The 24,252-nt window shown below is 61.9% G+C and carries 21 protein-coding genes and 6 tRNA genes; 19 read left to right on the top strand and 8 right to left on the bottom strand.

Annotation, left to right across the window (positions count from 1 at the left end):
• Nucleotides 1-32 precede the first annotated feature (32 nt).
• Nucleotides 33-656 (bottom strand): mismatch-specific DNA-glycosylase, encoded by a 624-nt coding sequence (locus tag ACRCJM_RS02780; RefSeq protein ID WP_431463725.1) that lies wholly within the window; start codon nt 654-656, stop codon nt 33-35.
• A gap of 79 nt (nt 657-735) precedes the next feature.
• The gene (locus ACRCJM_RS02775; protein ID WP_431463724.1) at nt 736-2,268 is read right to left on the bottom strand and encodes an alanine/glycine:cation symporter family protein; all 1,533 of its coding nucleotides are present in this window, start codon (nt 2,266-2,268) and stop codon (nt 736-738) included.
• Nucleotides 2,269-2,594: 326 nt separating this feature from the next.
• Between ACRCJM_RS02775 and dxs the strand changes: the two genes are divergently transcribed.
• Nucleotides 2,595-4,571 carry a 1-deoxy-D-xylulose-5-phosphate synthase gene (gene dxs, locus ACRCJM_RS02770; protein WP_431463723.1) on the top strand — a complete coding sequence of 659 codons (1,977 nt, stop codon included), beginning with the start codon at nt 2,595-2,597 and terminating at the stop codon, nt 4,569-4,571.
• Nucleotides 4,572-4,727: 156 nt separating this feature from the next.
• Here the strand turns inward: dxs and ACRCJM_RS02765 are convergent, their stop codons facing one another.
• The 3 genes from ACRCJM_RS02765 to msrB all read right to left on the bottom strand — a co-directional run bounded on the left by ACRCJM_RS02765 (nt 4,728) and on the right by msrB (nt 7,001).
• The gene (locus ACRCJM_RS02765) at nt 4,728-5,225 is read right to left on the bottom strand and encodes a Rieske (2Fe-2S) protein (RefSeq protein WP_431463722.1); all 498 of its coding nucleotides are present in this window, start codon (nt 5,223-5,225) and stop codon (nt 4,728-4,730) included.
• Between the two features lie 9 nt (nt 5,226-5,234).
• Nucleotides 5,235-6,506 (bottom strand): HRDC domain-containing protein, encoded by a 1,272-nt coding sequence (locus ACRCJM_RS02760; protein ID WP_431463721.1) that lies wholly within the window; start codon nt 6,504-6,506, stop codon nt 5,235-5,237.
• Between the two features lie 72 nt (nt 6,507-6,578).
• Complete coding sequence (gene msrB / locus ACRCJM_RS02755; protein WP_185173061.1) at nt 6,579-7,001, bottom strand: peptide-methionine (R)-S-oxide reductase MsrB; 423 nt, start codon at nt 6,999-7,001, stop codon at nt 6,579-6,581.
• A gap of 84 nt (nt 7,002-7,085) precedes the next feature.
• On the opposite strand from msrB, the gene ACRCJM_RS02750 reads away from it, so the two are divergent.
• Entirely contained in the window at nt 7,086-8,399 is a 1,314-nt protein-coding gene (locus ACRCJM_RS02750; protein ID WP_431463720.1) for an alpha/beta hydrolase family protein, read from the top strand.
• Here ACRCJM_RS02750 and ybaK read toward each other — a convergent pair.
• Complete coding sequence (ybaK, locus tag ACRCJM_RS02745) at nt 8,337-8,831, bottom strand: Cys-tRNA(Pro) deacylase (RefSeq protein ID WP_431463719.1); 495 nt, start codon at nt 8,829-8,831, stop codon at nt 8,337-8,339. The two genes, ACRCJM_RS02750 and ybaK, sit on opposite strands and share 63 nt — an antisense overlap.
• 234 nt (nt 8,832-9,065) lie before the next feature.
• Between ybaK and zapE the strand changes: the two genes are divergently transcribed.
• Nucleotides 9,066-10,124, top strand: coding sequence for a cell division protein ZapE (zapE, locus tag ACRCJM_RS02740; protein WP_431463718.1), 1,059 nt, complete (start codon nt 9,066-9,068; stop codon nt 10,122-10,124).
• Here zapE and ACRCJM_RS02735 read toward each other — a convergent pair.
• Nucleotides 10,121-10,690 carry a GNAT family N-acetyltransferase gene (locus ACRCJM_RS02735; RefSeq protein WP_431463717.1) on the bottom strand — a complete coding sequence of 190 codons (570 nt, stop codon included), beginning with the start codon at nt 10,688-10,690 and terminating at the stop codon, nt 10,121-10,123. The genes zapE and ACRCJM_RS02735 overlap by 4 nt on opposite strands.
• A gap of 229 nt (nt 10,691-10,919) precedes the next feature.
• Between ACRCJM_RS02735 and ACRCJM_RS02730 the strand changes: the two genes are divergently transcribed.
• The 14 genes from ACRCJM_RS02730 to ACRCJM_RS02665 all read left to right on the top strand — a co-directional run bounded on the left by ACRCJM_RS02730 (nt 10,920) and on the right by ACRCJM_RS02665 (nt 21,175).
• Nucleotides 10,920-10,992 (top strand) — tRNA-Gly (locus tag ACRCJM_RS02730).
• Between the two features lie 24 nt (nt 10,993-11,016).
• Nucleotides 11,017-11,088 (top strand) — tRNA-Val (locus ACRCJM_RS02725).
• Nucleotides 11,089-11,121: 33 nt separating this feature from the next.
• Nucleotides 11,122-11,197, top strand: a tRNA-Gly gene (locus tag ACRCJM_RS02720).
• Between the two features lie 273 nt (nt 11,198-11,470).
• Nucleotides 11,471-12,379 carry a DUF559 domain-containing protein gene (locus tag ACRCJM_RS02715; RefSeq protein WP_431463716.1) on the top strand — a complete coding sequence of 303 codons (909 nt, stop codon included), beginning with the start codon at nt 11,471-11,473 and terminating at the stop codon, nt 12,377-12,379.
• 205 nt (nt 12,380-12,584) lie between these two features.
• Nucleotides 12,585-12,657: transfer RNA gene (locus ACRCJM_RS02710), tRNA-Gly, on the top strand.
• A 49-nt stretch (nt 12,658-12,706) separates the two neighbouring features.
• A tRNA-Cys gene (locus tag ACRCJM_RS02705) sits at nt 12,707-12,780 on the top strand.
• Between the two features lies 1 nt (nt 12,781).
• Nucleotides 12,782-12,853, top strand: a tRNA-Val gene (locus ACRCJM_RS02700).
• An 81-nt stretch (nt 12,854-12,934) separates the two neighbouring features.
• A complete protein-coding gene (locus tag ACRCJM_RS02695; protein ID WP_237185339.1) occupies nt 12,935-13,762 on the top strand; it encodes an MOSC N-terminal beta barrel domain-containing protein in 828 nt (275 codons plus the stop codon).
• Between the two features lie 27 nt (nt 13,763-13,789).
• Entirely contained in the window at nt 13,790-15,469 is a 1,680-nt protein-coding gene (locus ACRCJM_RS02690) for a hypothetical protein (RefSeq protein ID WP_237185338.1), read from the top strand.
• Between the two features lie 68 nt (nt 15,470-15,537).
• Nucleotides 15,538-16,758 carry a CapA family protein gene (locus ACRCJM_RS02685; protein ID WP_431463715.1) on the top strand — a complete coding sequence of 407 codons (1,221 nt, stop codon included), beginning with the start codon at nt 15,538-15,540 and terminating at the stop codon, nt 16,756-16,758.
• A 126-nt stretch (nt 16,759-16,884) separates the two neighbouring features.
• The gene (locus ACRCJM_RS02680) at nt 16,885-17,766 is read left to right on the top strand and encodes a cytochrome (protein WP_431463714.1); all 882 of its coding nucleotides are present in this window, start codon (nt 16,885-16,887) and stop codon (nt 17,764-17,766) included.
• Nucleotides 17,767-17,789: 23 nt separating this feature from the next.
• On the top strand, nt 17,790-18,422 hold the full coding sequence (gene def, locus ACRCJM_RS02675; protein ID WP_431463713.1) for a peptide deformylase: 633 nt from the start codon (nt 17,790-17,792) through the stop codon (nt 18,420-18,422).
• 36 nt (nt 18,423-18,458) lie between these two features.
• Nucleotides 18,459-19,385 carry a methionyl-tRNA formyltransferase gene (gene fmt, locus ACRCJM_RS02670; protein ID WP_431463712.1) on the top strand — a complete coding sequence of 309 codons (927 nt, stop codon included), beginning with the start codon at nt 18,459-18,461 and terminating at the stop codon, nt 19,383-19,385.
• A gap of 2 nt (nt 19,386-19,387) precedes the next feature.
• Nucleotides 19,388-21,175, top strand: coding sequence for an RsmB/NOP family class I SAM-dependent RNA methyltransferase (locus tag ACRCJM_RS02665; RefSeq protein WP_431463844.1), 1,788 nt, complete (start codon nt 19,388-19,390; stop codon nt 21,173-21,175).
• An 86-nt stretch (nt 21,176-21,261) separates the two neighbouring features.
• Here the strand turns inward: ACRCJM_RS02665 and ACRCJM_RS02660 are convergent, their stop codons facing one another.
• Nucleotides 21,262-22,614 (bottom strand): Na+/H+ antiporter family protein, encoded by a 1,353-nt coding sequence (locus tag ACRCJM_RS02660; protein ID WP_431463711.1) that lies wholly within the window; start codon nt 22,612-22,614, stop codon nt 21,262-21,264.
• 169 nt (nt 22,615-22,783) lie between these two features.
• Between ACRCJM_RS02660 and rpe the strand changes: the two genes are divergently transcribed.
• Complete coding sequence (gene rpe, locus ACRCJM_RS02655; protein ID WP_431463710.1) at nt 22,784-23,449, top strand: ribulose-phosphate 3-epimerase; 666 nt, start codon at nt 22,784-22,786, stop codon at nt 23,447-23,449.
• Nucleotides 23,450-23,455: 6 nt separating this feature from the next.
• Nucleotides 23,456-24,250 carry a hypothetical protein gene (locus tag ACRCJM_RS02650; RefSeq protein ID WP_431463709.1) on the top strand — a complete coding sequence of 265 codons (795 nt, stop codon included), beginning with the start codon at nt 23,456-23,458 and terminating at the stop codon, nt 24,248-24,250.
• The last annotated feature ends 2 nt before the right edge of the window (nt 24,251-24,252 follow it).

The raw sequence follows: 24,252 nt of genomic DNA, 5'->3' as shown, positions 1-24,252 counted from the left end.
GGCGGCGGGGACGGGGGCAGGGACGGGCGTGGCTAGGTGAGCGGCTGCGTGGAGTCCCAGACTTGCCGCCACTTATCCGCTAGGGAATCAATATTTTCGTGGGCGTTCAAACCGCTAGGCTGAGGCACGACCCAGAGCTGGCTCGCCGGGTTCCATCCCTCAATCTGGGAGGTGTCTTGTCGCCCCAGCTGAGCCTTCCTATCGCCGAAGGCTGTCCGATAGGCTGTGATGCCCGCAATCGCTACAGCCTGCGGTCTATAGACCTGAGTGAGGGTAACTAGCCGGGGGAGGGCGTCCTTCAGCTCCTGGGTTGTGAGCTCGTCAGCTCGTGCAGTTGCCCGGTCAACCAGGTTGGTTATGCCGATACCCAGGCGGGCTAACTGTTCCTCAGCCTCGTCGCTCAAGCCGCGTGAAGCGTCCACCCTGGGAGTGACGATTCCGGCGCGATCCAGCGACGGCCAAAAGCGGTTACCGGGAAAGGCAAAGGGGGCGTTAACGGCGGACGTCCACAGCCCAGGGTTGATGCCAACAATGAGCAGGCGCAGGGGAGTGCCAGCCGCAGGCAGCCGGTCGTCAAGGGTGCCGTTGACGAAGTCTTGAAGCTGCTCCCGAGTGGGGCGCTGGCCGCCTAGGGGTGAGGGGTGAAGAGTGCTCATGCCCTCACCCTACACGTACAAACGCCCCGCACAAGCCTTGACTGTGCGGGGCGCTAGAGTAGCTAAAGCCTAGTTCGTCTTACTTGATGTCTTGAACCGGGATAGCACCGGTCTTTACATCGTAGTAGGTCTCCCAGAAATCAGCGTTCTTAATGCCGAGGGGTCGGGGATCGAACATGGGGTCAAGGCCCTGCTTCTTCTGCTGCTCGTAGTCCTTGAGGACCTGTAGAGCGGGCTTCTGAATGACCAGAATACCCACGATGTTCAGCCATGCCATCAGACCTACGCCGATATCGCCCAGAGCCCAGGCGGCACCTGCGGTGCTGACGCAGCCAATAACGGTTGCGGTCAGAATCAGTAGCTGGAGCAGACGCAGCAGGGCATTGCCCAGGGTCTTGTTCTGCAGGTTGCGGGTCAGGTAACGCAGGTTGGTTTCTGCCATGTAGTAGTAGGCCACGATGGTGGTGAAGGCGAAGAAGCCGAGTGAAACCGCAATGAAGATGGGGCCTGCACCGGGGATGAAGGTGTCAAACGCAGCCTGAGCGAAAGCCGGGCCAACGGTGACACCCTCGGCCAGGTTGCCCGGGCCCTCTGCCAGCACAGGGGTGTCAGCTGAGCCGCCCTCGTAGACACGGTACATGCCGGTTGAAAGAATCAGGAAGGCAGTAGCGGAGCAGACGAAGAGGGTGTCAATGTAAACGGCCATCGCCTGCACGAAGCCCTGGGCGGCGGGGTGCTTGACCTCAGCAGCTGCAGCGGCGTGGGGGCCGGTGCCCTGGCCAGCTTCGTTGGAGTAGATGCCGCGCTTGACGCCCCACTCAACGGCGGTGCCGATGATGGCACCGAAGGTTGCGTGCAGACCAAATGCTGATGAGAAGATCAGGTTGATAACGTCACCCAGCATGTTGATGTTGATGAAGGCTACGATCATGGCCAGCACGATGTAGATGATAGCCATGAAGGGAACCACAACAGAGGCGAAGGTTGCAATACGCTTGACGCCACCAACGACGATGAAGGCCAGCAGGATGGTGATGCCGGTGGCGGTCATCCAGGGGTGAACCTCGGGGAAGGCTCCCTGCATGGAGGTTGCAATACCGTTAGCCTGAACGCCCGGCAGGAAGAAACCGCAGGCAAGGACGGTGGCAAAAGCAAAGATGGAGGCGTAGACCTTGAAGAGCCCGGAGTACTTGGTGTGACGGTAGGCCTTTTCAAAGTAGTAGGCAGGGCCGCCGCGGTACTCGCCGGTGACCTTATCGCGTTCCTTATAAATCTGTCCCAGGGTGGACTCGATGAAGGAGGTTGATGAGCCCAGGAAGGCTACGGTCCACATCCAGAAGACGGCGCCGGGACCGCCGAAGGCGATGGCGGTGGCAACGCCGGCGATGTTACCGGTGCCTACGCGGCCAGCAAGTGACATGGCAAGGGCCTGGAAGGACGAGACGCCGTCCTTCGATGACTCGCCCTTGAAGGTCGCGCGAACCATGGTGGGAATCTGGCGAATCTGGAGTAGGCGGGTGCGGATGGTGAAGTACACGCCAACAGCCAGGCAAAGATATACCAGCACGGGTGACCAGATAATACTGTTCGCCCAGTCGATTGCTGCGGTCATAGAAGAAATCCATTCGTGCGGGGCTAGTGAGGGAACTAGCCTGGTAATGATTCAGTCCCACTGTGACCTATATTTGTGTGCCAGTGCACAGTGTGAGCTGTTGAACACTGATATTAGCGGCTCGTATATACATTTGAAAAGCGCCACGCGTGATGAAACCTAACTGAAACACAAGCGCTACACCGCTTCCCACACTGTGAATCGCTAAACCAGCACTGAGCGGGTAAAGTTACTTAATTGCAACACACTAGACTTTTGACCGGTGACCGCCGCCCGCAGCTACAAGGACGTTGGGGCGCAGCTAGCCGGTGAACGGGGGAGTAATCGTGGGACTACTAGAAACTATTGGTGAGCCGAGCGACCTGAACGCTCTGAGCTCCGAGCAGCTCACCGAGCTTGCCCAAGAGATTCGTGAGTTCCTCGTTAACAATGTCTCTCGGACCGGCGGGCACCTGGGCCCCAACCTGGGCGTTGTTGAACTGACCCTGGGCATCCACCGGGTCTTCAAATCCCCCCAAGATTCCATCGTCTTTGATACCGGCCACCAGTCCTACGTTCATAAGCTGGTGACCGGCCGCCAGAATTTTGAAACCCTGCGCCAGAAGGGCGGCATTGCAGGCTACCCTGAGCGCGCAGAATCTGACCACGACATCGTTGAGTCCTCGCACGCGTCCTCGTCTCTTTCCTGGGCAGACGGCATCTCCCGCGCCTACCAGCTCACCGGGCAGGGCGACCGCTACACCGTAGCCGTCATCGGCGACGGTGCGCTTACCGGCGGTATGGCCTGGGAAGCGGTCAACAACATCGCAGCGGATAAAAACCGCAAGGTCGTCATCGTCGTCAACGACAACGGCCGCTCCTACGCCCCCACCGTCGGCGGTTTTGCCAACCAGCTGGCTGCCCTGCAGCACGAACTGCAGAACCGTCTCGATAAGGTGCGCCTAGATTCCCGTTACGAGCGTACCCTGGCCGCTGCCCGCACAAAGCTCCAAAAGGGCGGCTCGGTCGGCCAGATGATTTACCGCGGCCTGCACGGCATGAAGGCCGGTATCAAGGACGTCATGGTACCCGGCGGTATCTTCGAAGACCTCGGCATGAAGTACGTGGGCCCTATCGACGGGCACGACCTCGAAGCCGTAGAAACCGCCCTGGAGTCCGCTAAAAACTTTGGCGGGCCCGTCATCGTGCACGCCATCACCGAAAAGGGCCACGGCTACGCGCCGGCCGTCAGCGACAAGGACGACATGTTCCACGCCGTCGGCGTCATCGACCCCGATACCGGCGAGGCCCTGGCGAAGTCGTCCGGAAAATCCTGGACCAGCGTCTTTGCCCAAGAAATCAAAGACATCGCCGACGAGCGCGACGACATCGTCGGCGTCACCGGCGCTATGCTCATTCCCGTTGGCCTCAAGCCTATGGCTGCCGCCCACCCCGACCGTGTCATCGACGTGGGTATCGCCGAACAGCACGCTATCGCTATGAGCGCGGGCCTGGCCTACGGCGGCCAGCACCCCGTGATCGCCCTCTACGCGACCTTCCTCAACCGCGGCTTCGACCAGCTGCTCATGGACGTTGCCCTGCACAAGGCCGGCGTAACCATCGTGCTGGACCGATCCGGCGTCACCGGCCCCGATGGAGCCTCCCACCACGGCATGTGGGACCTTGCCCTGCTGCAGTTCATCCCCGGCCTGCACCTAGCTGCCCCCCGCGACGCTGTAACCTTGCGCGAAGAACTCCGCGAAGCCGTCGCCATCGAGGACGCCCCCACCGTGGTGCGCTACCCCAAGGGCTCAGTGGGCGCCGACATCCCCGCACTTGAGCGTCTTGCAGACGGCACGGACGTCCTCGCCCGCCACGGCGAACCCAACCCCGAAAGCGGCCAACGCGACGTGCTCCTCATCGGAGTCGGCGCCTTTGCCCGTCTCGCCCTCGACACCGCAGACCTACTCGCCGAGCAGGGCGTGAGCGTAACCGTCATCGACCCCCGCTGGGTCATGCCCGTACCCGCCAGCGTAGTAACCCTCGCCGGCGAACACCGCATCGTCGTTTCCATGGAGGACGGCGTGCGGGCCGGCGGCGTAGGCTCCCGCATCCGCCAAGAAATGCGAGCAGCTGGAATCGATACCGCCCTCAACGAACTCGGCCTACCCGCCGAATTCATCAAGCACGCCGAACGCGGCGAAATCCTCGAAGAAGTCGGGCTTACTCCCCAGAAAATTAGCGCCGATATTCTCGCGCAGCTCGCCGGGAACATGGTGCCCTTCGCCCGCACCGAAGGGGAGAAGCCTAAGCACACTAGCTAGGCGGCTGCAAAGCATTTCGGAAGCTTAAATATAGGGGTGAAGCAGGCTCGCGCTCGCTGCCGACCCTCTCGCTGGTTCGCTTCGCTCACAAGCGATTCACGCCAGCCGCCGAGCCAGCAGCTTCGCTGCGAGCCTGCTTCACCCTTACTCCGTAGCTTAGGAAACCCAGATCCTTCCGTCCTTGACCTCCACCGTGAACTCGGGCAGGGCGGTTTCTGCCGGGCCGCCTTGGACCGAGCCGTCCTCCAGCGAGAATACTGAGGCGTGGCAGGGGCAGGTCATGGTCTTTTCTTTTTGTGCGTTCAGTTGGCAGCCCTGGTGGGTGCACACCGATGAGAAAGCGTGGAAGGTGCCCTCGGTCGGCTGGGTAATCATCACGGTCACCCCGTCGTTGTTGGCCTGGATGACGCCGCCTACGGGGACGTCCTCAACCGCGGCCATGTCGGTGGCCTGTGCCGGGCGGCCGTCGTTGGCGGTCAGGCTCTCAGACTCGTCAGAAGAACCGCAGGCAGTCAGCAGCGCGGCACCGGCGCCCAGACCCGCAGTGCCCGCTACCGCCTGGCGGCGGGTGAGCCCGCGCCCACCGGCCTCGACCTGCTCAGCGGGGGCGGGAGCGTCCTTGTTTTCCTTCTGACAACCACAGGTAGTGCACATAGTTGAACCTTACTTTGTAGATGAATGTCTAACCCGGGCAAAAATATCAGCCAGGTCAGGGGCTATAAGTTCAATCTGCCACTGGCGTGCCCCAAGTTCAAGCAGGGCTACCCTAAGTTCCTCAACGGACGACCCGGTAGGTGGGTCCCAGCACAGGCGGCGCAGCACATCGGGGGCAAGGACGTTCTCCTGCGGCATGTTCAGGCGCTTGCCCACAGCGAGCACCGCAGGTTTTGCCTCAGCAATGAGCAGGGCGGATTCGGGGCGTTTGACCTCCCATGCCTTCAGCGGCGGGGGGCCGGACGCCGGGGTCGTGAAGGGGACGGGCTCCGCCTCCTTCTTCGCGTCCGCCAGGGCCTTCAGCCAGCGCGGCGCCTCCCGTTTAAGAGCGCGGGTTTGAAAGCCGGGAATCTGCAAAATAGCCGGGACGGTGCGCGGCATCAGCCGGGCAGCAGTAATCAAGGACGCATCGGGCAGCAGGCGCTTGGGGGCAACGTCCTTCTTCTGCGCCAGGTGCTCACGCTCGTACCAGAGGTTGCGCAGGGCGGTGAGCTGGCGGCGGGTCTTCAAATCGCGAATGCCCTTGGTCTTGCGCCAGGGGTCGGGCTTCTCTTCACGCTCAGGGTGCTCACACACGTAGCGGAACTCCTCAAGCGCGTAGGCCAGCTTGCCCTGGGCCCGAAGCTCATCTTCCACCGCATCGCGCAGATCAAGCAGAATATCAACGTCCAAAGCGGCATAGTTCAGCCAGGCGGCGGGGAGCGGGCGGTGGGACCAGTCCACGGCAGAGTGCTCCTTGGCCAGCTTGTAGCCCAACAGGTTCTCTACCATGTACCCCAACCCAACGCGCTCAAACCCGGCCAGGCGTCCGCCCAGCTCGGTATCAAAGAGGGCATCGGGGTACATGCCGACCTCCGCCAAACACGGCAAATCCTGGGTTGCGGCATGCAAGACCCACTCAGCCCCGGCCAGGGCGTCATTAATCAGGGTGAGGTCATCGAAACTCTCGGGGTCAATCAGAATCACCCCGGAATTGCCGCGCTTGAGCTGTACCAAAAAAGCTCGCTGACCATAGCGAATGCCAGAAGCTCGCTCGGTATCTACCGCCACGGGCCCGCTTTCTGCCGCCAGAATTTTGGCTACGCGGTGTAAGCCCCGCTCGGTATTAATGACGCTCGGGGTGCCTCCCTCAGGCTCATCGAGGTAGACCACATCGGGGATATTAATCCCCTCGGGTAAATCAAACTGAGAACCTGTTCCCCCTACAGGTTGCGCCACCATAAAACTCCCTCCCGGTGGAAAACTACCTCCCCATTATGCCAGCTTTACCCCGCTGGCCGGGGCTAGTGCACCCTAACCTTCGACCGGCTTCTCGTGCAGCGTTAGGCTAATTGAGTTGATGCAGTAGCGCAGGTCGGTGGGGGTATCGTAGCCCTCACCCTCAAATACGTGGCCCAGGTGGGAGTCGCAGGCGGCACAGCGCACCTCAACGCGCACCATACCTAAAGAGCGGTCCTCGATGTAGCGCACCCGGTCAGCAGCGAGCGGCTCAAAGAAAGAGGGCCAGCCGCAGTGGCTCTCAAACTTCTCGGTCGACCGGAACAGCTCGGTGCCGCAGGCCCTACAGGCGTAGACGCCCTCGGTGGTGGTGTCCCAATACTCACCGGTAAAAGCCCGCTCCGTGCCACCTTGGCGCAGCACCGCGTACTCATCGGGGTTCAGAACTTCCTTCCAGTTCTTGGCAATGGCACCAAGGCCGGGCAGAGAATCACTCATGGCTTGCTCACTTTCATCAGGGCGGTATCTGTGCACCAGTATAAGCAGGCGCAGGGGGGCTCTTATTCCCGTAAACTGGACATTATGGCTACTGAGCACGCACACCCCACACCCGCCCGCACCCTCACCCTAGCTACCGTAGCAGGGGTTGCCGGGGCCGCCGGAGCGACCCTGGCCTGCGCCGCTGCCCTGGGCACCGCAGGAATCGCTACCCACTTCGCCCGCAAAATCGTGGTTCCCCCCAAGGCGCCGGTTGAGGACGTCCGCGTGCACTCCCTGGGCTACAGCAGCGCCGACATCGCCGAGGGGCAGCAGCCTACCAGCATCCGTATAGACGCCACCGAGCGTACCCTGGCCCCGGGGCACTACGGCTTTTACTTCTCGGGTGGGGCGGGCTTTGCCCTACTGGGAGAGGTCATCTCTTACTTGCCCGCAGAAAACACGGTGGTACGGAGTATCGAAAAAATTTACCGGGGCGATATCGCAGGTATTAAGCGCGGACGCCTGACCGGCGTGGTTGCCACCGACCCGGCAATGGCTGGCTACCGGGCAGAAGATATCGAACTATCTTTGCCAGTAGGCGTTGCACCGGCCTGGGTCGTGCACCCCGGCGCAGCCCTGAACCGGCAAGAACCAAACGACCCCGGTGCACCTGAGCCCAGCGACACCTGGGCCATCATGGTGCACGGCATGGGGGCAACCCGAGCCGAAACCCTGCGCGCCCTCGACGCCACCCAGGCCCTGGGCCTCACCAGCCTGCACATGAGCTACCGCAACGATCGCGAAGCACCCGCCAGCGAGGACGGCCGCTACGGTCTGGGCTTCACCGAATGGCGGGATGTCGAAGTTGCCATCGACTACGCCCTGGCCCACGGCGCTCGCAGCGTGGTGCTCTTTGGGTGGTCTATGGGCGGGTCAATCTGCATGCAGACCGCCGACCTGGCCCGTAACCGCCGGGCTATTCAAGCCCTGGTGCTGGACGGCCCTGCCCTGGACTGGCTCGAACTCATCCAGTACCACACGCACTTGAACAAGATCCCGCTGCGCATCGGTCAGCTGGGTGTACAGATGATTACTCATCCCGCCCTCAGCACTCTCACCGGGCTGAAAGAACCCATCAGCTTGCAACAGATTTCCTGGCCTCACCGGGCAGGTGACATTACCGTGCCTACCCTGATCATGCACTCGGTAGATGATACTTACGTGCCCTACCAGCCCTCACAGGCTCTGGCGGAGCTATCGCCCCTAGTGGACTTTGTACCCTTCGAAAAGGCCCCCCACACCAGGGAATGGAACGTAGACCCGCAGCTCTGGTTCGACACCGTCACCGACTGGCTAAGCAGCCGCAATATCGGCGTAAGCCCCCTGCGTCAGCGCAACCAGGTCATCGGCAGCTAGCTCCACATCCAGGCCGCGGCGCCCACCCGACACCAAAATCGTGTCAAAAAGCTGGGCGGTTTCGTCCACCAGGGTAGGGTGAGCCGTCTTCTGCCCCAGGGGAGAAATACCGCCCACCACATACCCGGTGCGCTTCTCCGCCACATCGGGGGCAGCCATCTTCGCAGACTTCCAGCCCAGCGCCGCCGCAGCAGCCTTCACATTCAGCTTGCCACCCACCGGCACCACGCAGACCGCAAAATCCTTCTCGTGGGTAATCATCAGGGTCTTAAAAACCTGCTCGGGGGAGCGGCCCAGCTTTTCGGCAGCCTCCAGACCAAAGTTGGTTTCACCGTCCACATGCTCATACTCGCGCACCTCAAAAGCGGTACCGGTCTGCTGCAACAGAGCCAAAGCAGCCGTAGCCGCCCTCTTCTTCTTCGCTTTCGCCACCGTTTCTCTATCCCTTTCACTCACGTCAATAGGTATGCACCTACCAGCCTAAAACGAGAAGCCGCCCACCGGCGTCCGCCCAGGGGCTGACCAGCAAATCTGTGAACAAGCCAACCGGCTTAGAGTCAGGTTCGCCCTAAGACCCCCGCAACATTGGGCAACCTGCCCACCAGCTACTAGACTGTGGGTGTACGAATCACCAGCGCACCGTCGCGCCCAAGGGAAAGACCACACGTGGCAACTTACACCCACCTCACCGACCGCACCCCCCACGTCTCAGCCGACGAACTACTCTCAGGGTTCAGGCCCTCCGAACGATTCGGTGAAGTGTCTTTCAATACCTACCGGCCCGACCCCGCCCAGCCCTCCCAACAGGCAGCCGTCGACGCCCTGCGCGCCTTCGGCGAAACCATCAACCGCGGCGGAGCAACCAGCGGGGGCGGCTTCTTCGGCAAACTCTTCGGCGGCGGTAAAAAGAAGGACGACACCAAAGCCGGCCTCTACCTCGACGGCGGCTTCGGCGTGGGTAAAACCCACCTGCTGGCCTCCCTCTGGCACATGGTCGAAGGCCCCAAAGCCTTCGGTACCTTCGTCGAATACACCAACCTGGTCGGCGCCCTGACCTTCCGCAAAACCGTCGAAGCCCTCTCAAGCTACAAGCTAGTTTGCATCGACGAATTCGAACTCGATGACCCCGGCGATACCGTCCTCATGTCCCGCCTCATGCGCGAACTGGCAGAAGCCGGCGTCAAACTCGTCGCCACCTCCAACACCCTGCCCGGCGCCCTCGGCGAAGGACGCTTCGCAGCCGCTGACTTCAAACGCGAAATCCAAGTACTCGCCGACCAGTTCGACGTCCTGCGTGTCGACGGCGAAGACTTCCGCCACCGCGGCCTACCCGCCGCCCCCGCACCCGTCGCAGATGATGATTTCGACTCCCTGGTCGATAGTCGTTTCGACGGGCTTGGCACCGTCGCTATCGACGACTTCGAAGCCCTCATCGACCACCTCTCCCGCGTGCACCCCTCCCGCTACCGCCAATTCATCGATGGCCTCGACGCCATCGCCTGGCGCAACGTCACCACCATCACCCAACAAGCCGTCGCCCTGCGCTTCGTCGTCCTCGCCGACCGCCTCTACGACAAAGACCTCCCCATCATCGCCTCCGGCGTCCCCTTCGACCGGGTCTTCACCGAAGAAATGATGACCGGCGGCTACCAGAAAAAGTACTTCCGCGCGGTTTCACGCCTTACTGCCTTGGCCCGTGAAGGGATGTTGGACGATAAGGCCTAGCCGGGGAAACCCAGCTCAGCCCAGCGGTCGCGCGTCAGCTCAGCGGCGCGCATATCAAGCAGGGGAGTGGAGCCGTCCTCAAGCGGGCGGCCCGGCTCGCTTTTCACCAAGGTACGGAAATCGGTAAATCCAACCCGGTGAGCCACCCGCTCGGACGCCTCGTTATCAGCAAGCGCCTTCCAACTCACCCGATCAAGGCCCAGCCCCTGGGGGTCCAGGGCAAAGCCCACCACCATACCCAGGGCCTCGGTCAGAAACCCCTGACCACGACTCCCCGGCGCCAACCAGTAGCCAACCTCAGCCGAAGAACCCGTGACGTTAAACAGACTCACCACACCGGCGAAAACCCCGCTCGCATCAATACCCCACACCAGCTCATGCCCGCTCTCGCTCGCCTGATGGGTGTAGGCAACAAAATCACGGGCAGTCTCTTCCGTATAGTTCAGGGGTACGGATAGACAAAAACGAATAATATCCGGGTCCTGGCAAGCCTGAGCCATCGCCGCTGCATCGGCCTCACGCAAGGGGCGCAGGGTAAAACGTTCGGTGAGAAGCTGGGGGTGCATGAAAACTCCACGATGAATAGAAATGTTTTTTACAGTGTACGCGCTCAAAGATGTGGCGCAGGGCATAGAAGAAAAATTTTGAACTGGGCGGGGTTGCGGCGGTAAAAACCGCGAAAACACGCGGTAAAAAAGGGTTTACGTGAAGGTGCGTGTTGATTTGGCAGGAGCCAGAAAAGTGTGTAAAGTATTTACTCGTTGGTTCGGTTCCCCAAAGGAATTGAAACACAATGCGGTTGTAGCTCAGTTGGTAGAGCACCACCTTGCCAAGGTGGATGTCGCGAGTTCAAGTCTCGTCAACCGCTCGCAGCACTCCTTGCGAGTGTAATGCGCGATTGGCGCAGCGGTAGCGCACTTCCTTGACATGGAAGGGGTCACTGGTTCGATCCCAGTATCGCGCACTGGATGAAAATCCATTGCAAATAATTGCATATGCGGTTGTAGCTCAGTTGGTAGAGCACCACCTTGCCAAGGTGGATGTCGCGAGTTCAAGTCTCGTCAACCGCTCCACGTAAGCCCCGGCTCAATGAGTCGGGGCTTTTTTATTCCGCGCGAGCGTATGCGTGTGGTGCATGATTTGAGGTTTTTCTGCCGAGCGTGCGTCATATCGCTGAGCGTGCGGCAGACAGATGCACGCTCAGCGATATGGCGCACGCTCGCTTAACCTGTGGAAAACTGCCGGCTCAGTCGGTAAAAGCCGCTGAAAACCCCGAGTTATCCACAGTGTCGCTGAAATCTTCAGAAATAAACGGTTCCCGCTCTAAGGCATTTCACAATAGCGCTATGAAAGAACTCAGCGACCGGGTCAAAACCTCACGAGAACTTGCCGCGAGAGGGATCTCGCACACGCGCGTCCGCACTTACTGCGCACAAGGGGTCTACGCCAAAATTGCCCCCAACAGCTACTGCCTGGCACGTGAATGGAATGCTCTCACCCCAGAACAACAACTAAAAGTCAGGCACTACGCATTCGCTAAAAATCACCCGGGGTATGTTCTGAGCCATGCCTCGGCGGCACTGTTCTGGGGTGCTCCTTTTCTGAGCCTGCCTGGCCATATCTGGGCTAGCGTGCCCTCGGCGCATATTAGGGCGCGAATGCCGCATCATAAGATTTTTTCTAATCGAGCAGTAGAGTGCGAGCGGGCGCTACTGCACGAAGGGGTCTACCTGACCGACCCGCTGCAGACCTCGGTTGATTGTGCCCGCGCCCTTCCTCTGATTGAGGCACTGTGCATCGTGGACTACATGCTGAACAGTAAGCTCTGCTCGCCGGCTGCTTTGAAACCACTGCTGATGAACGTGAGTGGGCGAGGTGCTGCGCGGGCCCGCCAGATCGCGCAGCGAATGAGTCGGTACGCGGCCTCTCCTGCAGAGACGATTGCCAGAAACCACATGATTGACTGGAAGTTTCCCCGGCCGCAAGAGCAGGCCAAGCTGGTGGTTAAAGGAAAGGTTTATCGGCCAGATTTTCTGTGGGAAGAGCTGAAGCTCATCTTAGAAGTCGATGGGGCCATCAAATACGACGGTACCTACGGAGAGCCAACCGGGGTGATACAGCGGGAGCATCTGCGACAAAGAGAACTTGAACAGCTCGGATACGTTGTGGTGCGTGTGAGGTGGGACGACATTACCGCGCACCCCGAGAATCTTAAAGACCTACTAATGCGCCACGGGCTGAAGCCAGTTACCTAGTGCCGGGGCGGCTTTTTGGCGAGCGTGCGTTAAATCGCCGAGCGTGCGGCAGAAAGATGCACGCTCGGCGATATGGTGCACGCTCGTTGTGTAGGGGGCGGACGCACGGGGCGGCCTCGATCTGGCAGGGAAGTCAAGCGGGCGTAGAGCGAGCTAGGCGTCTCGGTTGAAACTCTGCCTGGCTTCGTGTAAAGTAATGCGAGTTGCGGTTGTAGCTCAGTTGGTAGAGCACCACCTTGCCAAGGTGGATGTCGCGAGTTCAAGTCTCGTCAACCGCTCTCTCGAAAACAACTCGTTTTCGCAACTCAGACCACGGTCTGAGCGTGTGGTGGGGTGGTCGAGTGGTTAGGCAACGGTCTGCAAAACCGTGTACGCGGGTTCGAATCCCGTCCTCACCTCCACGCGCGATTGGCGCAGCGGTAGCGCACTTCCTTGACATGGAAGGGGTCACTGGTTCGATCCCAGTATCGCGCACAAAGAAAGGCTCCCTAGCTAAAGCCAGGGAGCCTTTTACTTACCCCGCATCATCAGACCACACTGTGCAAGACTAGAACCATGCACCTCACCGTCACGCACTTCGGCTACAGCCCCCTCAAAGGTGCCCGCCATCAAGCGCGCACCACAGCCGAGATCACCGCGTCCGGCCCCCTCTACAACCGCCGCTGGGCCCTCGTCTCACCCGCCGACCGCACCGTGCTCCGCACCGTTGCCCACCCGACCCTGATGGGAATTACCACCGATCTGACCGCCCGCGACGGAAAGACAGACCTCACCCTGCACATACCTGGGGCGGGTAGCTACACCGTTCCCGCCCTCACCAAGGCTGCCACTAGAACCTTCACTTCGTGGGGCGCTACAAAGCAGCTGGCGGTCTACAAGCACCCGGTCAATGATGCCCTGAGCACCCACCTGGGCAAGCCCGTGGCCCTGGCTTTTGCTCCCCGGCAGAATCTGGTCTACGACGGCGCCCTATCACTTGTCGGCAGTGCGACCTTGGACGACATAGCCGCGCGGCTCAACCCCGAGAACCCTCCGCCTGCAGACGAGTTGGGCGCCAGGCTGCGCTGCAACCTGGTGGTCGAGACCTCAACGCCCTACACCGAAGATAGGTGGCAGGGGACAACGCTGACCCTCCAGGCAGGACGCGGCGTGCCGGCTGAGCTGCACGGTCTGCAACTGGTTGCTGGCGAAGGTATCGGCAGGTGCGCTGTGATTGACTACCAGCCAGACACCGGCCAGCGCACAGCTAGTTTTCTCAAGCTCTTGGCCTCCTATCGTCCTAGAAACCAGCGCGGTGAACCAACGGCGGGTATATACGCGAGCCTCACAGCTACCGCGCCGGGTCTGCTGTCCGGCCCTGTAAAGGGTGATAATAAAGGGTAAAGACCCTCAACGAAGAAGGTGCCCCCCGTGACTGTCTACCGCCCTTTCCCTGCCCTTGCCAGTTTGCTGGCTACCGGCGTCCTGCTTCTCACCGCCTGTAGCGCCCCCACGACTACCTCGACCGAGCAGAGAGGTAGGGTGAACATGGACGACTTGCTCGCCGTGCAGGTGCCCACCGGGACCCCGTCCATCGAGCTGGAATGGGCGGACGGCCCCCACGCACCTGCTGACCGAAAGGTCGAGGAGCGCGTGTGGGCTGAGGACGACACCGTAAAACTCCATCAGGTTGATGTTGGGAACGTGACGGTAGGGGGCTTCACCGCCCCGGCCCGGGGTACCTTTGCCGAATCCAGGAGCACTGCTGGCCCCAAGCCGCTGATTGTCATCAGTCACCTGCGCGGCCCCAACTGCACTGGGGAAAACTACACCTACCCCTGCCCGAGTGGGACTGAAGAGATCCGCTACGACCGGGGCATGAACTACCTGGCCCATGAACTGGCGGCTCAGGGATACGACGTGCTGATCCCCGACTTGGGGTCGGTCTTTATCGGGTCAGATGTGGAAGGTGCCTACGACCAGCGAGAACTCTGGAAGGCCGTGGTCACCGAGCTCATATCAGCTGCCCAGAGCCCCAACGATGCTACCGGTATCACCCTGGATGACGCGGGCGATATCACTCAGGGCCAGGTTGGCCTGCTGGTTCACTCGCGCTCCGCCAGCATGATTGAAGCTGCCCACGAGATCTTCGGCGACGGGCTCAAGAGCGTCATGGCCTACGGGCCCTACTACGCGACCGAAACCCCCGAGACCTTTGCACCGGCTCTACCCGATGTTCCCTACCTGTCGCTGACCGGGGAGCTTGACCAGGACGTCAAAACCGCTGGTAACCGCCTGCTCACCCGCTACCTGGCTACCCCGCGCATCGCCCCTGCCTACGAGGTGGGTGTTGAGGGGCTGGGACACCTGTCCGTGAACCGGGCTCTATCTGCGGCGGGAGTCGATGACCGCGTCGGTTGCGACCTGATGGACTGCCCCGACACCGCCACCCACGAGAAGGTTCTCACCGAATCAGCAACCAGCTGGTTCGCAGCCACCATGCCTATCGAGGGCTACCAGATGGATGCAGCGGGCGATATCGACCTGGCGCCGGTTGTTCCGGCCTCGTCCGCCGCCCTGCCCACCTCCTTCCCTCAAGAGCTTGCTGGCCTGCCCACCCGCTGGCTGGCGGCCACCCACCGCCCCGAGGCAACCAGGCTAACGGCTCTTGACCTTACCCACAGTGGGGACTCAACCCTCTGCACCCTGCCCGAGAACGTGGTAGCTGCCGCGGGGGCGTCCGCCTGCCACGAGCCCCAGGCTGGTGTGGCTGAATCCACCGTACCGCTGCTGACCTTTACCCACACCACCCTGACAGGCTCCTGGCCCGCAGCCGATGCCCTGGCCCTGCACCTCATGCCCTTCGGAGCGCCCGCCGACCAGCAGGGCTTGCAGGTCACCATCACCACCGACCGCGGGCGCCACACCGAGACCCTGCCCGCCAGCACCCCGGCCATTGCCGGTCGGGTGACGGACTATAGCGACGGCTACTACATGCCCTCGACTGCTCGCCTGGCTCTGCCCAAGGAGCTGCAGGGGGCTACGGTAACGTCCATCGAGTTGCAGGGTGGGGCTTCAACCTACGCCCTGGCAGGCGTAGACATTTGGTAACAATATGTGCCCTGCGGCACTTTTAGGTAGGGTTGTGGTGGTAACACCCCTGCTGAAAGGACCCCACCGTGCACCGTCGTCTCTTTGCCTTCCTCTGTCTGAGCACCCTGGCCCTGGCAGGTTGTAGCTCGCAGACGACGGAAAGTAGCGGGGCGGACGCCGCCGCTCAGCAGGACGGGCAAGGGCAGGTGGCACGCGCAGAGGCAGGGCAGACCAGCGAATCGGGTACCCTGACCGCTTCAGCCGCCGGCGGGGCCTGCGGCGAGGCGGATTGCGTCTCCCTGCTATTTACCGGTGATTTTCTGATGCACAATATGCTCTGGGACCAGGCAGAGGCTGACGCGGCGGCAGCTGGGAACACAGGCCTGGACTTCACACCCCTGATCAGCGAACAGCGCCCCTACCTAGACCGTGCTGACTTGGCGGTCTGCCAGATGGAAACAGTGGTCGCCGATGCGGATGGCCCCTTTTTTGGTTACCCCAACTTCAATGTGCCGCCCCAGATTTTGACAGCCGCAGCGGATACCGGGTGGGATGTCTGTATGACGGCCTCTAACCATTCGTTCGACCAGAGTACTGAGGGGCTAGAGCGTACCTACCGTGCGGTTGAGGCGGCCGGTATGGGTGTTACCGGTACCTCTCTCACCGAAGAAGAGGCATCCCAGCCCGATATTTTCACTACTGCCAACGGTGCGAAGGTAGCCATGATTACCGGCACCTACGGGCTCAATGGAAATGTGCCTGAACACCCCTGGCAGGTCGATATGCTCGACTCAGAAGCCATGATTGCTAAGGCTGCCCGTGCCCGCGAAGAGGGCGCTGACCTGGTCATTGCCAACATGCATGCTGGCGATGAGTACGTGCATGAACCCTCTGCCCAGCAGGTCGAGGTGGCACACGCTCTCGTTGATTCAGGGGAGTTCGACCTGATCGTGGGCCAGCACGCCCACGCTGTGCAGCCCATTGAACACTACAAGGGAACCTGGATTGTCTACGGCATGGGGAACAACCTCACCGAGCTCTCACCCTCTTACGTTGCCAATAACGAGGGAATTATGGTCAACCCTATTTTTGAGCGAGGGGAGGACGGCACCTGGCAGGTGCGCGATTTCCGCTGGGTTTCTAGCACCATGGTCGATGACCCTGCCTACCGTTACTGCATTACCTCACCCAGCCGTCCTGCCTCCGACTGTGTTGATGAAGACTACGCTCGGCAGTCCAATGCCCGCGTCCAGCAGATTGTCGAGTCTATGGGGGCGGCTGAGGCCGGTGCCCGCCAGTGGAGCTAGGGTAAGCGGTCTAACCCGCCCGCCCTCTCGTGCCCGGGAAGAGAGGTGCGTATAATCGATAGAGCGCCAGATACGCTGTGAAGGCTGGGCGCTTTTCGATTTTTCTCCCGACGTCAGGACGGCCGCGTGACCACACCCATGCTAGCGTCAGCAACCGAGCACGGTCGCATGTACGCGCGCACGGTCGGCGGGGAGCTACTGGTTCCCTCGATTACCACGGTGATTGGGCAGCAGGCTAACGACCTCTCGGGCTGGCACGGCTACATGGCAGCCAAGGCCGCCCTGGAAGACCAGCGTTCCTACCGGGCTTCTAGCTCGGCCGGGCTTAAATTCGCGGTGATTCGGGACGCCGCAGCCGCCTCGGAGCGCTACCGCGACGCAGCGGCGGCGCGGGGGGACCGCGTGCACAACTATGCAGAGCAGGTTGCCCTGCGCGCCATGGGGCTGCCCCACGAAGTTGAGGGCTACCGGGAGAACCTCATTGCCCACGGCGAGCAGGCCTACGCCGACCGCTTCGATGAGTGGTGGGAACTCTACCGGCCCAAGCCCCTGGCTACCGAAGTCACCATCTGGAACGAGACGGTTGGTTACGCGGGCACCCTCGACCTGGTGGCCGAGATAGCCGGGCACACCTGCATCATTGACTACAAGACCAAGGGAACCGACCGGAAGGGGCGGGTGAAGCCGCTCGATGACAAGGTCGTCATGCAGCTGGTCGCCGGGGTCAAGGCTGAAGAAGCCCTCATCGACGCCGAGCACGGTACCTGGGAACCCTGGAAGCACGGGGGCGCAAGCATTTTGATGGGCGTAGCCCTGGGCGAGACCCAGGTGGTACCCCAGCAGGCCAACCCCCAGGTGTTAGAGCGCAACTGGTACAAGTTCTGCGCCCTCAAACGGGTCTGGGATCTCAACCGCGACCTCTCAGAAACTCCTGAAGATTCCCTCATGCCGGTGGTGCCGCCCCCGCTTGCTACCGGTACAGATTTACCCGACGCAGCGGCGTCCTAACCTCACCGACGAGAAAGAGAAGCATGACTATTCTGCCCATTCGCACTGTAGGCGACCCCGTTCTGCGCACCGAGTGCGACGACATCACCGTATTCGACGCCGACCTTGAAAAACTGGTGGCCGACATGCTCGAAACCATGTACGACGTAGAGGGCGTAGGTTTAGCTGGGCCCCAGGTGGGTATCTCTAAGCGCATCTTTACCTTCGGCAATATTGACGGCCGTGAGGGGCACCTCATCAACCCCGTGCTTGAGGTAGGCGACGAACCCCAGGAGGGTGGCGAGGGCTGCCTGTCGGTCCCCGGCCTGTCTGCCGCCACCCCGCGTAAGAACTGGGCACGGGTTACCGGCGTGAACTGCAAGGGCGAGCCGGTGGTCTACGAGGGTGAGGGGCTCTTTGCCCGCATGCTTCAGCATGAAACCGACCACCTCTACGGCACCATGTTCATCGACCGGGTTGAGGGCGAAGACAAGAAAAATATCTGGCGCAAGATTCGCCAGGCTGACTACAACCAGGTTGCCGCCGCTGTTCAGGGTGAACGAGCTGCCAAGACGTCATCGGGCTTTGGTGCCCTGGGCGGTTCCTTCGGTGCGGCTAGCCCGACCGGCGGGGCCCAGCAGCCTGCCGGCAAGAAGCCCGGCGCTTTTGGCATCTAAACCTGCTGGTTCTTAAGTTTGAGTGGAAAGGTAAGCATGAAGGTTCTCTACGCCGGTACCCCGGAGGTCGCCGTCGCGCCCCTGAACGGCCTGCTTGAGGCGGGCTATGAGGTGGTGGGGGTGCTCACCCGCGAGGACGCCCCCGTCGGGCGCAAGCGGGTGCTGACCCCGTCCCCGGTGGCAGCCCGCGCCCAGGAGCTGGGCCTGCCCATCATCAAGGCCAACCGCTGGTCCGATGAGGTTGCGGACGCCGTCGCGCAGCTGGGTGCCGATATTGCGGCGGTGGTGGCCTTTGGCGTCCTGCTGCCGCAGAGCGCCCTCGACCTGCTGCCCCAGGGCTGGATTAACCTGCACTTCTCGCAGCTACCTGCCTGGCGCGGGGCAGCTCCTGTGCAGCGGGCCCTAATGGCGGGGGAGACCGAGATTTTCTCCAACACCTTCCGTATTGATGCCGGTCTTGATACCGGCCCGGTTTTCCGGTCCGAATCGGCCACGGTGGGGGAACTCGATACTGCCGGGGATATGCTCAACCGCCTGGCTTCGACCGGCGGCGCCCTGCTGGCTGCTACCTTTGACGATATTGCCGCCGGTGCTACCGGCACCCCCCAGGCCGGGGAAGCTACCCACGCAGCTAAGCTCACCATTGCAGATGGCAAGGTGGATTTTGCCCGTTCCTGCGCTGATATTATTGCTCAGCTGCGCGGTGTGACCCCCGAACCCGGGGCCTGGGCAGAACTGGATGGGGCCCGCTTCAAACTCGGCATGGCCAAGACCAGCCAGGCGCAGCCTGTGGGAGAGCCCGGAACCCTCTTCTGGGCCGGTAAAAAGGTGGCCGTCACCTGCGCCGACGGTGCTCTAGAACTGACCCAGGTGCAGCCTGCTGGTAAGAAAATGATGAACGCCGCCGACTGGGCGCGCGGTCAGGGCACCGCCCTGGCAGAAGGGAAAGTGGTGCTGGTATGAGCATGAACGCAGGTGGACGCGGAGCAGGCGGACGCTCGAACGGCGGCAAGGGCCGGGCGGGGGCTAACCGATCCGGTGCTAACCGGGCTGGCCAGGGCCGCAGCGGGGCTCGCAAGCGCGATGACCGCACCCAGCAGGGGCAGCCCGGGGGCACCCCTAACCCCCGTGGCTCCCGCGGTAACCGCAACCCCGGTGGTAAGCCCCAGGCCAAGCAAGGTGGTGGGGGAGAGACCCGCCGTAACTCCAAGGGGCACGAGCGCAACCGTAAAGCGGTGAAGGATCGGGCGTTTTCGGCGTCCGCTCCCTCCCAGCGTGCCCGCACAGCAGATAGAGCCCGTGCAGTCGCCTTCGAGGTGCTAAGCGCTGTTGCCCTGGAAGACTCCTACGCTAACTTGGTGCTGCCCAAGGCGATTCGCTCTGCCCGGCTTGATGCCCGCGACGCTGGCTTTGCCACCGAGCTGACCTACGGCACCCTGCGTAACCAGGGCACCTACGACGCGATTTTGGCCCACTGCGTTGACCGCCCGGTGGAGAAAATCGGTACCAAGATTCTGCTGGTGCTGCGCCTGGGCGTCCACCAGCTGGTGGCCATGCGCGTGCCCGACCACGCCGCCCTCAACCAGACGGTTGCCCTGGCCCGCGCCGAGATCGGCACCGGCCCGGCTAACTTTGTGAACGCGGTACTGCGCAGGGTTTCTGAGCGAACCCCCGAAGACTGGTACACCCTTATCGCCGAGGAAGCCCCCGACGAGCTCACCCGTCTGGCCCTTGAGAAGTCTCACCCGGCCTGGGTGGTGCGCTCCTTCCGTCAGGCTCTGGCTGCCCACGGCCGGACCCCCGGCGAGGTTGAGGCCCTGTTGGACGCCGACAACGCCTCACCCGTGGTCAACCTGGTTGCCCTGCCTGGCCTGGGAACCCTGGACGAAGCCCGTGCCGCCGGTGCCGAGGACGGCCCCCTGGTTGAGGGTTCCGCCCTCTACTCGGCAGGCGACCTTGCCCGCCTTGAATCGGTGCGGGAGGGTACCGTTCGTGCCCAGGACGCCGGCTCCCAGCTGGTTGCCCGCGCCCTGGCTGACGCTCCCCTTGAGGGCAGCGACAGCAACTGGCTTGACCTCTGCGCCGGCCCCGGTGGTAAGGCCGCCCTGCTCGGTGCCCTGGGCGCCCAGCGTGGTGCCCGCCTGCTGGCGAATGAAGCCGCTGACCACCGAGCTGAACTGGTGCGTCGCTCCCTGGCCCCGCTGCCGTCCGGAACCTATTCTGTGGTGGCCGGTGACGGCCGTCAGATCGCCCGAACTGTAGCTGGGGGTTCAAACCTGCCCGAGGGTATGCCTGCCGATGTGCGCTTTGACCGCGTGATGGTCGATGTGCCCTGCTCCGGCCTGGGTGCCCTGCGCCGCCGCCCCGAAGCCCGCTGGCGTAAGAGCCCCCGCGATATAGCCGAATTACTGCCCCTGCAACTAGATCTGTTTAAGGCAGCTGCCTCGGTGACCCGCCCTGGCGGCCTCATCGCCTACGTGACCTGCTCACCCCACACCGCTGAAACTCAGAGCATCGTGCACGATATTCTGCGCAAGGTCGATGTGACCCTGCTGGACTCCGGAGCAGCTCTACGCGCAGTTGCCCGCAAGGACGAGGCGGGGGCGTCCGCTCTATCGGGTGAACTTGACCCGGCCTTCACTCCGGAGGCCCCCAAGGGCGCAACCCTAGCTGAAGGTGCTACGACCGCCCAGCTCTGGCCGCACATCCACGGCACCGACGCCATGTTCTTCGCCCTCTTCCGCAAGAACTAGGCTCCCCACAACACTAGGTACCAGGAAAATCAGAAAAGACCACCAATGAGGTGGTCTTTTCTGATTTACCTGGTCCTTTTGGGGTGCTAGAGAACCATCGCCGCTACCCAACCTGCAATCAACAGGGGGATGTTGTAGTGGATGAAGGTGGGAATCACCGAATCACGGATGTGGTCGTGCTGGCCGTCCACGTTCAAACCGGCGGTGGGGCCCAGGGTGGAGTCGGAGGCGGGGGAGCCCGCATCGCCCAGGGCACCTGCGGTACCGATAATAGAAACCGTAGCCAGGGGCGAGAAGCCCAGGGCCAGGCAGAGGGGCACGTAGATGGTGGTGATGATGGGCAGGGTAGAGAAGGACGAGCCGATACCCATCGTCACAATTAGGCCCACCACCAGCATGGCCATGGCAGCTGCCGCCTTGTTGCCCGCGAAGAGGTCAGCCACGGTGGTCACCAGGGGGTCAACGTCGCCGGTGGCATCCATGACCGCAGCGAAACCCTGGGCAGAGATCATGATGAAGCCGATCAGGGCCATCATGCGCATACCCGCGGTGAAGACGTCGTCGGCCTCCTTCCACTTGACCGCACCGGTCACCATGAAGATGGTCAGACCCACCAGGGCACCGACCAACAGGGAGTTAGCCTCGGTACCCATGGACTGCATGACTACCTGAACCACGAAGGTTGCAACAATAGCGATGATAGCGACGACCACGTTGAACTTCTTGACCTCGGTGGTCACGGTTTCAGTGGGCGCCAGCTCAACGGTCTGGTAGGCGCGGGGTTTGCGGTAGCTGAAGAAGACCGCAATTAGTAGACCAACGACCATGCCCATGGCGGGGATAGCCATGGCGGTCATGACGTTGATGCCGCTGGTATCCATACCGGCTAGTTTGATGTTGCCTAGCAGAATATCGTTCAAGAAAATCGCGCCGAAGCCTACGGGCACGTACATGTAGGTGGTGACCAGGCCGAAGGTGAGCACGCAGGCAATGAGTCTGCGGTCTAGCTTCAGGCGGTTAAAGACGGCCAGCAGGGGCGGAATAATCAGCGGAATGAAGGCGATATGAACGGGAATCAGGTTCTGCGACATAATCGACATGGCCAGAATACCGGCCAGTAGCAGCCACTTGACGGTGTATTCGATGCGATGGTTGGTCTCTGAGCTTTCTGAGCCGACCTTGGCAATGATGCCGTTGGCGATGAGCTGGGGCAGGCCCGAGCTTGAAACTGCCATGGCGAAAGCACCGAGCAGGGCGTAGGAGAGCGCCAGCATAGCGCCGCCGGAGAGCCCCTCCTGGTAGGCGACCATGGTGCCGTCCAGTCCGAGCCCGCCCACAAGACCACCCACGAGAGCTCCGATGAAGAGCGCCAGGACGACGTGGACGCGTACTGCGGAGAGGACGAGCATGACCAGGACCGCAAGCAGAACCGAGTTCATATAATCCAAACCTTTGAATAAGTATGTAAAAGACCGTACAAAGTTTAGTCTGCCCGGCTTATTCGCTAGCCCCCAAAACCACCAGTTGGACTGTGACGGGCCTTGCTTTCTGCGCCCTGTGCCTTCTCGGCACTACGATGGGTATAAGACCGGCAACGAAAGGACCCCCATGACCTGCCTGATTAACCCTTCCATTTTGAGCGCTGACTTCTCCCGGCTGGGGGAGGAGCTCACCGCTATCTCGACCGCTGACGCCGCCCACATTGATGTGATGGATGGCCACTTCGTTCCCAACCTGACCTGGGGGCTGCCCGTCGTGAAGCGCCTCAAAGAGGTCTCGCCCATTCCCTTTGACGTACACCTGATGATTGAGGACGCCGACCGTTGGGCCCCTGCCTACGCTGAGGTTGGTTGCGAGTCGGTGACCTTCCACGCCGAGGCCGCTATCGCTCCCATCAAACTGGCTCGCACCCTGCGTGAAAGCGGTGCTAAGGCGGGCATGGCCCTGCGCCCTGCCACCGGCGTTGAACCCTACATGGATATGCTCAGCGAACTGGACATGCTCCTGATTATGACCGTTGAACCGGGCTTCGGCGGCCAGGCCTTCCTCGACGTCACCCTTCCCAAGATTAAGCGGGCAGCCGCCGCCATTGAGGGCTCAGGGACTGAGGTGATTTTGCAGGTTGACGGTGGTATCACCGAAGAAACAATTGTGCGGGCGGCCGAGGCCGGTGCCACCTGCTTTGTAGCTGGTTCGTCTGTCTACGGTGCGGACGACCTCGAAGCCGCTATCGCGGGCCTGCGCCGGGCTGCCGCGTCCGCCCACACCCACTAGGACGCCATGACCCAGAACCTAACTCCCCTTGAAGAAGCCGACCGCGAGCTAGCCCGTGCCCAGGAGCTCATCGCTGCCGGGCAATTGGCCGACGCCCTGCCCGCCCTGCAGACCGCCGCCGGTGGTTTTGAGAGTGCCGGTGAAGTCTTCGGGCAGATTCTTGCCTTGAAGATTTTGAGCGAGGTCAACCGCGACCTGGGGAATCTCGCGCCAGCTCTCACAGAAGTTACGCGCGCCCACGCCCTGCTGGCCGATGCTAAACCTGATGCCGAGCAGCTGCCCGACTTCGCCACCGAGGTGGGTTCCCTGCACGCTGAACTGGGCGACTTTGAGCGCTCCAAAACCTGGTACACCCAGGGGCTGCGCGGCTATGAAGCTCAGGGGAATGCCGAGGGGCAAGCCCATAACCTGGTGGCCCTGGCGGGGCTTGCCCGGCAGGCCCAGGATGAAGCTGGTGCCCAGGGCTATCTGGTCCAGGCGTACGAGCTGTACGCCGCGGGCAAGCACACGGTTCAGCTTATGCACGTGCGCAATGCCCAGGCTCAAGGGTTGCTGGCGGTGGGGGATACGGATGCTGCCCGCCCCCTGCTCAGCGAAGCCCTCGGTTTTGCTGAGGAGCTGGGCGACCAGGCTTTTCTCGCCGAGACCTACCAGCTGCTTGCCCTGGTCACAGCTCAAGGCGGGGACGCGGACGCCGCCCAGGGCTACCTGGTGCGGTCGGCGCAGCACTACGCCGCCGCTGGGGATGCCGATAACGAGGCCTTTGTGAAGGAGCTGCTGAACCGGCTCCCCGGCAGCTAGTG

The organism is Rothia sp. L_38 (genome assembly GCF_050689125.1).
In the GTDB taxonomy this organism is placed as follows: domain Bacteria; phylum Actinomycetota; class Actinomycetes; order Actinomycetales; family Micrococcaceae; genus Rothia.
Note: the sequence above shows the minus strand (reverse complement) of the source record. Positions and strands in the feature narration are given on the sequence as shown.